The sequence below is a fragment of the Paenibacillus tritici genome (assembly GCF_013204885.1).
GTDB classification, from domain to species: domain Bacteria; phylum Bacillota; class Bacilli; order Paenibacillales; family Paenibacillaceae; genus Paenibacillus_AQ; species Paenibacillus_AQ tritici.
The window spans coordinates 114,336-127,637 of the sequence record NZ_JABMKX010000015.1 but is presented as its reverse complement, the minus strand read 5'-3'; the positions used below and the strand labels follow the sequence as shown (position 1 = coordinate 127,637).

Genomic DNA, 13,302 nt, shown 5'->3' with positions numbered 1-13,302 from the left:
CTGTTGCTGTATGGTATGTGAGAATATTAACCACTTAACACGAGCGGGCATGTATGGTTCTTTGTAGTAGAATCACGTGCGCAGCATTGGTATACTTTAACAAAAGCTCCATCCGATCATGATATCAGGGAGGTCATTAGCCGTGGAAGTAATGCCTGGCTCAAAGCTGCTGCGCAAGCTGAGAATAACGGCTATACTATTCAGAAAGCTGGCCTGGGCAGCTCTTCCCGCTCTACTTCTGCTGATTCTGGCTACAGGCTGCTCGTTATTCGAGAGTGGAGGCTCATCCGCCATCAGCCACAAGATTGACCCGGAGGCGGATGTCATATCCTCCAACGGCGGTGGAATCAGCAATCTGGACAAGCTGGACAACTTCATGGAACGGGGAAGCGGCAGCCAGCGGGTAGTTCATTACACGATTGAGGGCGATCCCGTCTTTACGGAATTAAGATATGAAGGCGGACGGCTGGAACTGAGCTATGATACCACTGAGGATGCCTTCGGTTCCCATGAAGTGAAGACTTACAGCTGTAATGAGCTTGTACGGAGGGAGGAGAAGCATCAGTTGAGGTACTCTTTGAAGGGGTGCGAGGGGGATATGGGGGATGGAGACTTACTCACCGTCAGCTTTGATCTGGGCTCGCAGAATACATTTGAGTTCGTGCTCAAATACGGGTTCAATCACGGGAATGAGATCAATACAGTGAAGCAGTCCGTGGTAAAAGATATGCTGAACGGTACTGTCACCGAAATCAGCGATTTCTCCCTGCCGCAGGCAGACAGGCAGAGCATCTACCGGAAGCTGGTGCTGGCCAATTATCTTGGGGAGAAGCAGCTTAGTACAAGCTGCAACCTCAAGCCGTATGAGAGCTATGATCTGACGGTGCTGATCAATAGTGCCGAGAATCATTATGCCTGGAGCGAATGTGATACCGGCAGGGATGGCAAGGTGATGACGGAGGCCGCAGATTACATTATCGGGCTTGTAGAGGCCGGCGATAGTTACTTACAGCTGCCTGCTGCTACAGGCGGCGTCAAATAGAATACAGGAGGTTCAATATGCTGCAACGGGTGCTGCTGATTGAGGACGATGAGGCCATCAGCGAAATGGTCTATTCATATTTAACTAAAGAAGGCTACGAGGTGGATACTGCCTTTGACGGGGAGAGCGCGGTGAAGAAATTCCTTGCAGGTCTCCCTTACGACCTTGTGCTGCTGGATCTGATGCTGCCGAAGCGCAGCGGCACGGATGTGCTGCAGATGATCCGCAGCGGGAGTCTGGTGCCGGTGCTGATCATGTCAGCGAAGGACAGTGATGTGGACAAGGCGCTGGGTCTGGGCTTCGGCGCAGATGATTATATTACCAAGCCGTTCTCGATGATTGAGCTGGCCGCGCGGGTGAAGGCGGCGATCCGCCGGGCCGGGTATGCAGCGCAAGGCAGCCAGGCCGCTGCCGGTGGGGAACTGCAGCCGACATCGAAGGTGATCACGCTGCGCGGGCTAACGGTTGATCTGGATAATTTCTCGGTGCTGAAGAACGGGGAAGAAGTGAAGCTGACCGCTAAGGAGTTCCATATCCTGAAGCTGTTCGTAAGCAGCCCCGGACGGGTATTCACGAAGGCGCAGATCTACAGTATGGTCTGGGAGGATGATTACTTCGGGGATGAGAATGTAATCAATGTACATATGCGCAGACTGCGCGAGAAGATTGAGGATGATCCTTCCCATCCGGAATATATCCGAACGCTGTGGGGCATCGGCTATAAGCTGGGAGATGTGCAGCAATGACCGTCTTGCTCATTATCGTTATTGCGCTGCTTCTGCTAGCCCTTGGAGTGCAGGTAATGAATTCACGGCAGCACGCACGCCAGTTGAACTATATTCATACCAAGCTGGAGAGTATTGTGGAGAACGGCTCCCATGAACGCCTGCTTCTGATGAGCAGCAGCCCGGAGCTGCAGATTCTGCTGACCGATCTGAACCGGCTGCTGGATGTTAATCATAAGGGAGCTGTGGAGCGGGCCAAGCTGGAGAAGTCCATGCGCAGTATGCTGGCTAACATCTCCCATGACCTGAAGACACCGCTGACAGTGGTGCTGGGGTACATTGAGACCCTGCTGCATGATACAGACACGCCTCTAGAAGAGCAGGAACGTATTCTGCGGACCATTCATGCCAAAGCGGGCGAAGTCATTACGCTGATGAACCGTTTCTTTGATCTGGCCAAGCTGGAGTCGGGGGACCGGGATATCCCGCTGTCCCGCGTGGAGCTGGGTGAGGTCTGCCGCAGGAATATTCTGGTGTTCTACGATATTCTCAGTGCCAAAGGTGCTGAGGTGCAGATTGAGATACCGGATGAGCCGCTCTATATCATGGGCAACGACGATGCGCTGGACCGGGTGTTGTCCAATCTGTTGTCGAATGCTATTACCTACGGCGATGCCGGAGGGGTTCTGGGGCTGAAGCTGTACAGCGAAGCTGGTCAGGTGTGTATAGAAGTATGGGACCGGGGCAAAGGTATTGCCGAAGGCCATGAGGACAAGGTGTTCGAGCGGCTCTACACCTTGGAGGATTCGCGCAACCGCGACTACCAGGGAAGCGGCCTGGGTCTGACCATTACCAAGCGGCTCACCGAGCAGATGAACGGCCGTATTTCCTTAAGCAGCAAGCCGTATGTCCGGACGGCATTTAAGCTTTCTTTTCAGCGGCAGACCTTCTGAAATTCCGGTTCTGGCGGGGCGGTCCGCGTATCCTGACGCAGCTTAAGATTTACGTAAGATTCAAGTAATAAAAAAGCAAACTCCGCCCTGTAGAATAAATACCAGGAAGACAAAGAAGAAGTCAAAGGGGATAACGGACATGACAACCATACTTCGGACATGGGACCTAACCAAGGTCTATGACGAGAAGGAAATCGTACGCAGCGTGAATATGGAGATACAGCAGGGGGAAATTTACGGGTTCCTGGGACCCAACGGGGCCGGCAAAACGACGGTGATGAAAATGATTACGAATCTGGTAAAGCCGACGGCGGGCGAGATTGAATTTTTCGGCGACAAGATGACCCACCGCTCTTACGAAATGCTGAAGCGTATGGGCAGCATCATTGAATATCCGGTCTTCTACGACAAGCTGAGTGCCCGCGAGAACCTGGCGCTGCATGGTGAATACATGGGATATTACGATGTCCAAGCGATGGAGGAAGCACTGGAGCTGGTGAAGCTGAGTGCAGTGGACAAGAAACCGGTGAAGCAATTCTCCCTGGGGATGAAGCAGCGGCTGGGCATTGCCAGAGCGGTGATGACCAAGCCGGAGCTGCTCATTCTGGATGAACCGATCAACGGGCTGGACCCGCTTGGTATCAAGGAGCTGCGCGAGGTGTTCCGCATGCTGAGCCGTGAATACGGTATGACCCTGCTGATCTCCAGTCATATTCTGGGCGAGATCGAACAGATTGCCGACACAATTGGCGTGATCCGCGAAGGCGTGCTGGTGGAGCAATTAGCAATGGATACGATCCGTAACCAGAATACGCAGTACATTGAACTGATTACAGGCGAGTGCACCAAGGCTGTCTATATCCTGGAGCATAAGCTGGGCTTAACCAATTACAAAGTGCTCGATCCGCGCACCATCCGGATCTATGATGATATTCCGCAGCTGGAGCTGAGCAAGGCCATGGCGGAAGCAGATGTGGAGCTGGAGAGTATGAGCAAGAAGCATCATTCGCTGGAAGATCACTTCGTGGAACTGATGGGAGGTGCCCACAATGCTTAAGCTGATTCGTTTGGAGCTGCGCAAGAACAAATTCAATTTTCTCAAAAGTGTGCTGATTGCCGATCTCGCCATTCTGGGCTTCATGATTCTTATCGCCTTTACATCGCTTAACGAAGGGGAATTCAGCTCGTACACGGATTTGTTTGATGGCGTGTTCGTTTTTGTAAAAGCAATCTATATCATCTTCGCCTCTGTACTACTTAGCAAGCTGGTGATCGACGAATACAAGAATAATACGATTACTGTGCTGTTCATGTACCCGGTTCCCCGCAAAATGCTGCTGACGGCAAAGCTGATTATCGTCTTTGTGTTCACCTTCCTTAGTATCTTCCTGTCTGATATTGTGATCAGCAGCATTCTTACCGGCGTTGATTATTTCATGTCTGACGTGATTGAGGGTACTGTATCACAGGAGCTGATCCTTACCCACTTGGTGAAGGCCGGGACGGATGCGCTGTACGCGGCAGGCATGGGGCTGATTCCGTTATACTTCGGGATGCGCCGCAAATCGGTACCGGCGACCATTGTCACCGCCATCTTCATTGTTATGCTGATCTCATCCGGCTTCGGGAGCTTCCGCATGGGCAATCTGATCGGGGTGTCGCTCTCTCTGGCGCTGGTCGGTGCGGGAATCGCGTATCTCTCCATCCGCAATATTGAGCATCAGGATGTTGCCTGAGGCTGAAGCCCTTCCCTCTCACATTACCTGCCATAAGCAGTGCGGTCCTTTTACAGGGCTGCGCTGTTTTCTCATTTCTTTGCAGAAACGTATACCGTCCTTTAAAAGGAAGGCGTAGCCGTTTCTGCATGCTGTACAGCTGCTCGAGCACCGTGTTTTTGTGGCGACCAACCGCAGTTTATTTGTTATAATAGGTAATAATTCAGAGAGTTCTACATAATCAGAGAATTTTCGCAGTTTTCGGACTCCTTTACCATAGCAGATTTGAAGCAGCGAGGAGGTGGACCATGCTTAAAGATTGGGCTTCTATTCTGGGCCGGGCGCTCTCGGGGGATAGTGCATACAGAGCGTTGTTTGATCATCATCCGAATCTCATTATTGTGCTGGACAGGCAGGGCCGTTATGTGGACAGCAACCGGACCTTAAGTGCGGAGGACGCAGGCAGGCTGCTGACCGGAAGCCGGATACATCCTCCCGGCGGGACCTGCTTCGCATCTGCACTGGCTGGCATTACATCCAGCTTCGAGCTGGATATGGAAGCAGCAGAGGGCAGCGTGGGGACGGATGGAAGTTCATGGAGTGCGGCCGTTTCTGTCCAGTATGTGCCGCTTCATACAGATGAAGGCATCGCGGGTGTATTTGCCATCCTTCACGATCCCGGGAACCGGCCGCAGTCTCTGCTGCTGCGCAGCTGGGTGAACGGGAGTACCAGTCCTTCTGCAGATGCTGATCGGATGGAGCAGGCTGTGCAGGTGGACTCCCTGCTATTAGATGAGGAGTCCTCAGCCGGGCAGGAAGAGAACGAGCTGCAACTGGCTGAGTTTGCTTATGAGATGGCGGAGGACAAACGGCTTAGCCTGATTCTCAATTCGGTCTCTGCCGGAATCTTCGGTCTGGACACGCTGGGCCGGACCATCTTCATCAACCGCGAAGGGGCGGAAATGCTGGGCTATCAGCCTTCAGAGCTGAGCGGGCTGCCGATCATGAATATGATCCATTATATCCATGGAAGTGCGCCCCGCCATTCCCTGTCCGAATGTCCCATTCTGCTTACCCTTCAGGATGGGGTTACCCGCAGCAAGGCGGATGATATCTTCTGGCGCAAGGATGGAACCAGCTTCTTCGTGAATTACCGGATTGCTCCGCTAATGGATAACGGAATAATCTGCGGAGTGGTCATTTCCTTCAGCGACATCACGAATGAGCGGGAGATTCTCCGCGCCAAGGAATCGGCAGAGCAGGCTGCGCAGGCCAAGTCTGATTTCCTGGCAATGATGAGTCATGAGATCCGCACCCCCATGAATGGAATGATCGGGATGGCGGACCTGCTGCTGGAAACGGAACTGGAGGAGGAGCAGCGCAATTATGCCGAGATCCTGCGCAGCAGCAGCTACAGCCTCCTGCAGATCCTCAACGACATTCTTGATTTCAGCAAGATGGAAGCCGGCAAAATGCCGCTGCAATCGGAGCGCTTCGATCTGCGTGAGATGCTGGAGGGCATTATTGATCTCTTCACTCCGAAGGCGGAGGAGAAGAAGCTTGCCCTGCGCTGGTGGGCGGATACCAGCGTACCGGATATTGTCTCCACGGACCCCAGCCGCTTGCGGCAGATTATCGTCAATCTGGTCGGCAATGCGCTGAAATTCACCGATCGGGGCAGCGTGACCCTGTCGGTGAAGAATATTCCGCTGCCGGCCTCGCCGGAATATCTGCTGGAATTCTCCGTCCGGGATACCGGAGTAGGCATTGCCGACAGCAATCTGAACCTGCTCTTCCAGTCCTTCTCCCAGCTCCACCCGTCCATTAACCGCAAGTACGGCGGCACTGGACTAGGCCTTGCGATCTGCAAGCAGCTGGTGGAGCTAATGGGCGGAACCATCTTTGTGGAGAGCGAAGAAGACCAGGGGTCCATCTTCCGGTTCATGCTTCCTTTTGTGAAATAGACCCGAACCACCCGTTCCCCTCAGCTAAGTTGGGGAGCGGGTTGTTTGTGCAGGCAGCATCCACATGGAACGGAACGGGGAGCTGGAACAGGTGGATTTTCTCCACTTGCTAATGAACTGCTGGCTTTTACAGATGAAGTAGTTGGAAAAACAGCACTTAAAAAAGCACAATTCACCCCGGGAAGAGAAACCCACAGTATTAGGTGCCTTTTTTCCACTTGATTCCATATCATCCTCGAAAAACGCTGAATCAAGATACGTTTTTCCATTTGCTTGTTTCATGCAGGAACAGAGGTCGAGTACAAATTAAACAGCTTGCGGAAACGAAAGTTTTTGCCAAACCTCTTCCCAAGCTTGATCCGGCCAAAATAAAGAAACAGCAGGTCTCCCGCAGGAGACTTGCTGTTTCTTTCTGTGAAGCTAAGCTATTCCACAGCTGCTTGATGCTATTCCTTCGTATTGCACCGATCCTAGTGCATATACATGAGACCTACGGTAGCCGGTCCGCAGTGGCTGCCGATGACACAGCCGGCGTGAATGACAGCGATCTCCTGGACGCGGGTCTGCTCTCGCAGCGCCGTCTCCAGAAACTTGGCGTCCTCTTCGGCAAGGGTATGAGCGACAATCAACAGCTCCTTGTCCATATGGTCCGCATTCGCAAGCGCGTGCCGGAGCATCTGCTCCACGGCTTTTTCCTTCTTGCCGCGTACTCTGGCAACGGGTACAATAGCCCCGTCAATCAGTCTTAGGACAGGACGGATCTTCAGCAGGCTGCCGATGAAGTTCTGCATCCCCGAGCAGCGGCCGCCCATATATAAATAATCCAGCGTATCGACGACAAACTCTGATTCCACCCGGGCACGGGATTGCTCGACCATGGCTGCAATGTCGGCAGCGGTATGGCCTTTGGCAGCGGCACGGACGGCCTTCATCACCAGCAGCGCGATCCCGCCGCATAACGTCTGGGAATCAACAACATGTACCCGGCCTTCAGGGAATTCTCCCGCAGCCAGCAGGGCATTCTGGTATGTAGAGGATAAAGATGAAGACAGACTGATGTAGACGATATCTCCGCCGCCGCTAATGACGGGCTGAAAGGCAGCAATGAAGTCCGCCGGGGAAGGGGCAGCCGTCTTGGGCAGGGCACCGTCCGCTGCGACACGGTGGTATACCTCTTCCGGTGTAATCTCTACACCATCCTTGAATGTGCCGTCCTCAAATACAACATATAACGGGACAATGCCGATATCATACGTGTCCTTCCAGCCTTGCGGCAAATCGGAAGTGCTGTCTGAAAAGATTTTTACAATAGACATGAATATCTCCTTCACCGATCTCGGATGACAATACACTATATTAAGACCCTATAATCTGTTTATTATACCAAGCCTGTCTGGAATCTCAAAATAAAAAATGCTAGCTTGTGAGGCTGGCGGGTTATGCCGCTTCTTCATCCGCCTCAGGGCTGTCTGTGCATAGGCAAAAAGCTTCGCCGTCCTTGCAGGGACAGTGAAGCTTTTCGCAGGTATATTCCGGTATAGCGGAGAAATGCATTCTCTATTTCTTCATTACTGGAATCCATACTTCGCAGACGTAATCCTCTGCTGAGGTGTCGCCGGGAGGATACAGCTCGAATTCCGGGCCGCCCGTGTGCTCGTAGCCCGTTCCCGGGAACCATTCCTGGAAGATACGCTGCCAGACATTCTGAATGGCATGTGGCAATGCGCCTTCGGACTTGAACACAGCCCAGCTTGCCGCCGGAACCACTGTAGTCTCATACCCCTGCGGATCAGTGGATGCGTCTGCTTCAACTCCGATCCAATAAGACAGCATTTCCTTCTCCATATTCATATCCATACAGATGCCGAGCCATTCTTCGCGTAAGCCGAACTCAATCACCTTATCCGAAGTGCCGTCTGCGTTGCATTCATCCCAGAACTGCGGGATTCTGCGGAAGTTCTCCCCGTCCTTGGTGGTAACCTCCATTGATTTGCCGATCACGGTAAAAGCCTCTTTATTCACGATTTTGTAATCCATTTCCTGATCTCCCTTCAATGACAGTTGGAAAGAGAGGCGGGGGAAGGCTTTGAGCTGTACGCCAGATTCGCGCGCGGCGGAGGGTGTAATCCCATGGGCCTTGCGGAACGCTTTGGCGAAGGACTCCGGGGAGTCATATCCGTATTTCAGCGCCACATCCAGCACCCGGAGCTTGGACACCGCCAGCTCTTGAGCAGCCAGTGTCAATCTGCGTTTGCGGATATAGTCAGCTACCGTTACACCGGTCAACATGCTGAACATGCGCTGGAAGTGAAAAGGAGAGACATAAGCCACCGCAGCAATCTCTTCGATGCGGAGCGGTTCGGTCATTTTGCTCTCCATGTAATCCAGAGCATTCTTCATACGGATCAGCCATTCCAAGTATCCCATCTCCCTTTAGATTCATACTATCATGCTGCCGCATGGCCGGTCCTGTTATTCTGTGCTCATTGATGACAGGGGTCAGCCTACAGTCTATGATCCTATGATGTCATGTTTCAAGGGATTTGTCAGCTTCCGGCAACAAGTTATCCTAACCGGCAGACTCTTGCCTCATACGGACGCAGCGTACTGCGGTCCATGACGGCCTGCTCCTCCGGGTAATTGCCGATGATCGTTCCGGTGACCGCATTCAGCTCGTCTGGCAGATCAACGGTCTGGGGAGTATCGCAGAAGTTCAGCAGAATCAGCCACTTCTCACCTTCCAGGGTGCGGGTATAGGCATAGATATATTCGTGTTCCGGCAGCAGCAGCTCATACTCGCCATAGACCATGATGAGATGCTGCTTGCGTAGCCGAATTAACTGCTGATAATAGTAAAATACCGAGTCCGGATCGGCCAGCGCCTGTTCCACATTGATCTCCGTGTAGCGCGGATTGAGCTTCAGCCATGGCGTTCCGTCGGTGAAGCCGGCGTTCGCCGCAGCATTCCACTGCATCGGGGTGCGGGCGTTATCGCGGCCTTTGGTATGAATCGCCTGTAGAATGGTATCATGATCTGCGCCGCCTTCGGTCACCTTTTCCCGGTACATATTGAGGATCTCGATGTCCTTGTAGTCTTCCAGCACAGGGAATTTCACGTTGGTCATGCCGATTTCCTCACCCTGATAGATGTAAGGCGTACCCTTAAGCGTGTGCAGGAGGGTAGCGAGCATTTTGGCCGAAATCACGCGGTATTTGCCGTCATCCCCGAACCGGGATACCATCCGCGGCTGATCGTGATTGTTAAGATAGAGGCTGTTCCAGCCTTTGTCTGCCAGACCGACCTGCCATTTATGCAAAATATCGCGCAGACCCTTCAGCGTCCACGGAACCACATTCCACTTGCCGCCCGGGCCGGAATCGACATCCATATGCTCGAACTGGAACACCATCTGCAGCTCCTGCCGGTCTTCGTCCGTATAGAGAATGGCGTCTTCCACACTTGCCCCCGGCGTCTCGCCGACGGTCATTACATCATATTTGGAGAGGACTTCCCGGTTCATTTCCTGGAGATACTCGTGGACTCTCGGCCCATTCATATAGAATTCCCCGCCGCCCGCCAGCTCTCCCGGAGCCAGCTCCTCATGCTGAACAGAAGGCAGGCCGTCCACCTTGGAGATCATGTTAATGACATCCATCCGCAGCCCGTCCACACCTTTATCCAGCCAAAAGGCAATCATCTTATACAGAGCTTCACGCAGCCGCGGATTCTCCCAGTTCAGGTCCGGCTGCTTACGCGAGAACAGGTGGAGGTAATATTCGCCTGTGGCTTCATCCAGCTCCCAGGCCGGTCCGCTGAAGATGGAGCTCCAGTTGTTCGGCAGCGCGCCGTCCGGTCCGCCGGGACGCCAGATATAATAATCGCGGTAAGGATTATCCTTGGAGGATCGGGATTCAGCGAACCAGGCATGCTCATCCGAGGAATGGTTGATGACCAGGTCCATCATCAGCTTGATGCCGCGGACATGCAGCCCGTCCAGCAGCTCCTCCCAGTCCCGCAGTGTACCGAACTCATCCATAATATCCTCGTAGTCGCTGATGTCATAACCGTTGTCATCGTTCGGAGATTTGTAGACGGGCGACAGCCAGACGACATCGACGCCCAGCTTCTGGAGATAATCCAGCCGGGAGATGATCCCCTGCAGGTCTCCGATTCCGTCTCCGTTGCTGTCCTGGAAGCTGCGGGGGTAGATCTGATAGACTACGGCTTCTTTCCAAAAGGCTCGTTTCATTTGGGTGGGCTCCTTTGAGAGTTTATTTAGAATTTGACCTAGAGATACTCCAATGTTGATGTTGGCCGTTACTGCGGTGATTTTCGGACTTCCGGCCGCTGTTGTCCCCAGATTTCCTGATTAAACCGCTGATCGCGGTAGAAATCCGGTGACAAAGGCGGGCGCTACCGCTCCTACAGTTCCGAAAATCCCCTCCGTTACTTTCATCTTTTAATTGTCCTCACAAGTTCAACTTATAAAAAAAGCCCCGAAGAAGCTTAATACCTCCGGGGCAGGGGAGACAGAGACTACACCGTTACCGGGGAGCTGTCAGCAGTTACACTGCTCAGTCCGTTCACCGTGTACTCCTTGCCATGAATCGTGATGGATGCCGGAACATCGGTTTCATTACTGACCGTAACCTGTACATCGGTAACTGTAACTTTTAGGCGGGAGCCGCGGAACATGATTTTGAACGAATAAGAGGTCCAGTGGCCGGGGTTGGACGGGCTTAGGGCCAGCCGGTCCTTCAGCACACGAAGTCCGCCGAAGCCATGTACGACCGACATCCACGTACCCGCCATGCTGGTCGTATGGCAGCCGTCCTCCGTATCATTATTGTAATTGTCGAGATCCAGCCGCGAAGTACGCAGATACATCTCATAGGCCTTCTCTTTGTAACCCAGCTCACAAGCCAGAATCGCATGGATGCAAGGGGAGAGGGAGGACTCATGCACGGTAATCGGCTCGTAGAAGTCGAAGTTGCGCTTCTTGGTCTCCAGATCATAACGGTCGCCCAGGAAGTAGAGTCCCTGAAGCACATCGGCCTGCTTAATGAAGCAGGAGCGCAGGATGCGGTCCCAGGACCATTTCTGGTTCAGCGGCAGGTTCTCCGGCAGGACATCCTTCACCTGGATAATCTCCTTGTCGAGGAAGCCGTCCTGTTGCAGGAAGATGCCGCGCTCTTCATCGGCGGGATAGTACATTTTGGCGATAATCTCGTTCCACTGCGCCGTTTCGCTCTCCGGCAGCTCCAGCTTGTCGGCCAGCTCAGCATATCTCGTACCCTCATTCTCTTGCAGATACGCCAGCGCCTCCAGGGTATATTCCATGGTCCAGGCGGCAATCCGGTTCGTGTACCAGTTGTTGTTGACGTTGTTCTCGTATTCATTCGGACCGGTTACGCCGAGCATTACGTATTTGTCCTTATGCGGTACGTAGTGCACGCGTTCCTCCCAGAAGCGGGAGATCTCCACCAGCACCTCAAGCCCGTATTGGCCGAGATAAGCCTTGTCGCCGGTATAGTTCACATAGTTGTAGATGGCGTAAGCAATCGCGCCGTTACGGTGGATCTCCTCAAACGTAATCTCCCACTCGTTATGGCACTCCTCACCATTCATCGTCACCATCGGGTAGAGTGCGCCTTTGGAGTAACCGAGCTTCCGTGCGTTCTCTTTGGCCTTCTCCAGATGCTTGTAACGGTAGATCAGCAGATTGCGGGCAATCGCGGAGTCGGCGGTACTGAGATAGAACGGCACACAATAGGCTTCCGTATCCCAGTAGGTGCTGCCGCCGTATTTTTCCCCGGTGAAGCCCTTCGGTCCAATGTTAAGACGGTCGTCTTCGCCCGTATACGTCTGATTCAGCTGGAAAATATTGAACCGGATCGCCTGCTGCGCCGACACATCGCCCTCGATAATAATGTCGCTTTCCTTCCATTTGTCGCCCCAAGCCCCGGCCTGTTCAGTCAAAAGCGCCACAAATCCGGCTTCACGCGCACTCTGCAAGGCGGTCTTGGCGGCGTCCACCAGCTGTCCCAGCCCGTAATTCCGGGAGGTGACGTTCGCGGCATACTTATAAATAACCACCTGATCGCCGGATTTTACCGGAACCGTTACTTTGCTGCCCACATATTTCTCCTGCTCGACAGCCTCCGCTTCTGCGGCAACCGGCTCACCGTTCAGCAGAATATCGTATTCATAGGCCGAGGTTACGTGAAAATCAAGTTTTTTGGTCTTCAGGGTCAGATGCCCGCCCGCCGGTTCGGCTTTCTTCTCGACTTCGTTCCAGAATTTCTCGTCGTAGTTGGCATCCTTGTTCTTGATGTCGCCATCCAGATAAGGAGTCATGGTAATCTCACCGGAGAAATTAAGCGGCTGGATCGAGTAGCGGACCGCCCCGATCTCATGACGGACCATGCTGACGATGCGGATGCTCTCCACCTTGACTTCCTTGCCTTCAGCGGTGGTGGCTGTGAAGCTGCGGGAGAGTGTGCCTTCCTTCATATTAAGCACCCGGCGGAATTCACTGACCGTGCAGTTCGCCAGATCGAGCGGAGTACCGTCCAGCTCAATATTAATGCCGATCCAATTGGTGCTGTTCAGGACTTTGGCAAAATACTCCGGGTACCCGTTCTTCCACCAGCCGACCCGTGTCTTGTCAGGATAATAGACCCCGGCCATGTAGCTGCCTTGCAGGCTGTGCCCGCTGTATTGCTCCTCGAAGTTGGCCCGGCCGCCCATATAACCGTTCCCGATGCTAAATACGCTCTCGGAAATTTCCTGGGTCTGCGGATCAAAGGATTCTTCGATGATGGACCATTCATCAATTTTGAGGTATTGTTTCATTGTTTTGGCTCCTTTTAAGTGGGGGATGAGGATATAAAATGAACTAT

At 53.2% G+C, this 13,302-nt stretch carries 10 protein-coding genes; 6 read left to right on the top strand and 4 right to left on the bottom strand.

All coding sequences use genetic code 11. From position 1 onward, the window contains the following. Positions 1-151: 151 nt before the first annotated feature. The 6 genes from HQN87_RS24570 to HQN87_RS24545 all read left to right on the top strand — a co-directional run bounded on the left by HQN87_RS24570 (position 152) and on the right by HQN87_RS24545 (position 6,399). Entirely contained in the window at positions 152-1,042 is an 891-nt protein-coding gene (locus HQN87_RS24570) for a DUF4362 domain-containing protein (RefSeq protein WP_254075649.1), read from the top strand. 20 nt (positions 1,043-1,062) lie between these two features. Then, on the top strand, positions 1,063-1,788 hold the full coding sequence (locus tag HQN87_RS24565; RefSeq protein ID WP_301953222.1) for a response regulator transcription factor: 726 nt from the start codon (positions 1,063-1,065) through the stop codon (positions 1,786-1,788). Then, the gene (locus tag HQN87_RS24560) at positions 1,785-2,720 is read left to right on the top strand and encodes a sensor histidine kinase (protein WP_173138689.1); all 936 of its coding nucleotides are present in this window, start codon (positions 1,785-1,787) and stop codon (positions 2,718-2,720) included. Before HQN87_RS24565 ends, HQN87_RS24560 begins: the two co-directional genes overlap by 4 nt. A 139-nt stretch (positions 2,721-2,859) precedes the next feature. Continuing rightward, positions 2,860-3,777, top strand: coding sequence for an ABC transporter ATP-binding protein (locus tag HQN87_RS24555; protein WP_173138687.1), 918 nt, complete (start codon positions 2,860-2,862; stop codon positions 3,775-3,777). Continuing rightward, positions 3,770-4,456, top strand: a complete 687-nt coding sequence (locus HQN87_RS24550) for an ABC transporter permease (protein WP_173138685.1) — start codon at positions 3,770-3,772, stop codon at positions 4,454-4,456. The genes HQN87_RS24555 and HQN87_RS24550 overlap by 8 nt, the downstream gene beginning before the upstream one ends. Before the next feature lie 287 nt (positions 4,457-4,743). Next, the gene (locus tag HQN87_RS24545) at positions 4,744-6,399 is read left to right on the top strand and encodes a PAS domain-containing sensor histidine kinase (RefSeq protein WP_173138683.1); all 1,656 of its coding nucleotides are present in this window, start codon (positions 4,744-4,746) and stop codon (positions 6,397-6,399) included. Between the two features lie 470 nt (positions 6,400-6,869). Here HQN87_RS24545 and HQN87_RS24540 read toward each other — a convergent pair whose 3' ends face one another. The 4 genes from HQN87_RS24540 to HQN87_RS24525 all read right to left on the bottom strand — a co-directional run bounded on the left by HQN87_RS24540 (position 6,870) and on the right by HQN87_RS24525 (position 13,255). Next, positions 6,870-7,715: a DegV family protein gene (locus HQN87_RS24540; protein ID WP_173138681.1), complete on the bottom strand. Its 846-nt coding sequence runs from the start codon at positions 7,713-7,715 to the stop codon at positions 6,870-6,872. A 241-nt stretch (positions 7,716-7,956) separates the two neighbouring features. After that, on the bottom strand, positions 7,957-8,817 hold the full coding sequence (locus tag HQN87_RS24535; RefSeq protein ID WP_173138679.1) for an AraC family transcriptional regulator: 861 nt from the start codon (positions 8,815-8,817) through the stop codon (positions 7,957-7,959). A gap of 146 nt (positions 8,818-8,963) precedes the next feature. Continuing rightward, complete coding sequence (locus tag HQN87_RS24530; protein WP_173138677.1) at positions 8,964-10,649, bottom strand: glycoside hydrolase family 13 protein; 1,686 nt, start codon at positions 10,647-10,649, stop codon at positions 8,964-8,966. Between the two features lie 287 nt (positions 10,650-10,936). Next, on the bottom strand, positions 10,937-13,255 hold the full coding sequence (locus HQN87_RS24525; protein ID WP_173138675.1) for a glycoside hydrolase family 65 protein: 2,319 nt from the start codon (positions 13,253-13,255) through the stop codon (positions 10,937-10,939). Between the last annotated feature and the right edge of the window lie 47 nt (positions 13,256-13,302).

Excerpts from the sequence above, each read along its gene's own strand:
- HQN87_RS24540 (WP_173138681.1), bottom strand. The coding sequence starts at position 7,715 with ATGTCTATTGTAAAAATCTTTTCAGACAGCACTTCCGATTTGCCGCAA.
- HQN87_RS24560 (WP_173138689.1), top strand. The coding sequence starts at position 1,785 with ATGACCGTCTTGCTCATTATCGTTATTGCGCTGCTTCTGCTAGCCCTT.
- HQN87_RS24555 (WP_173138687.1), top strand. The coding sequence starts at position 2,860 with ATGACAACCATACTTCGGACATGGGACCTAACCAAGGTCTATGACGAG.
- HQN87_RS24550 (WP_173138685.1), top strand. The coding sequence starts at position 3,770 with ATGCTTAAGCTGATTCGTTTGGAGCTGCGCAAGAACAAATTCAATTTT.
- HQN87_RS24570 (WP_254075649.1), top strand. The coding sequence starts at position 152 with ATGCCTGGCTCAAAGCTGCTGCGCAAGCTGAGAATAACGGCTATACTA.
- HQN87_RS24530 (WP_173138677.1), bottom strand. The coding sequence starts at position 10,649 with ATGAAACGAGCCTTTTGGAAAGAAGCCGTAGTCTATCAGATCTACCCC.
- HQN87_RS24545 (WP_173138683.1), top strand. The coding sequence starts at position 4,744 with ATGCTTAAAGATTGGGCTTCTATTCTGGGCCGGGCGCTCTCGGGGGAT.
- HQN87_RS24525 (WP_173138675.1), bottom strand. The coding sequence starts at position 13,255 with ATGAAACAATACCTCAAAATTGATGAATGGTCCATCATCGAAGAATCC.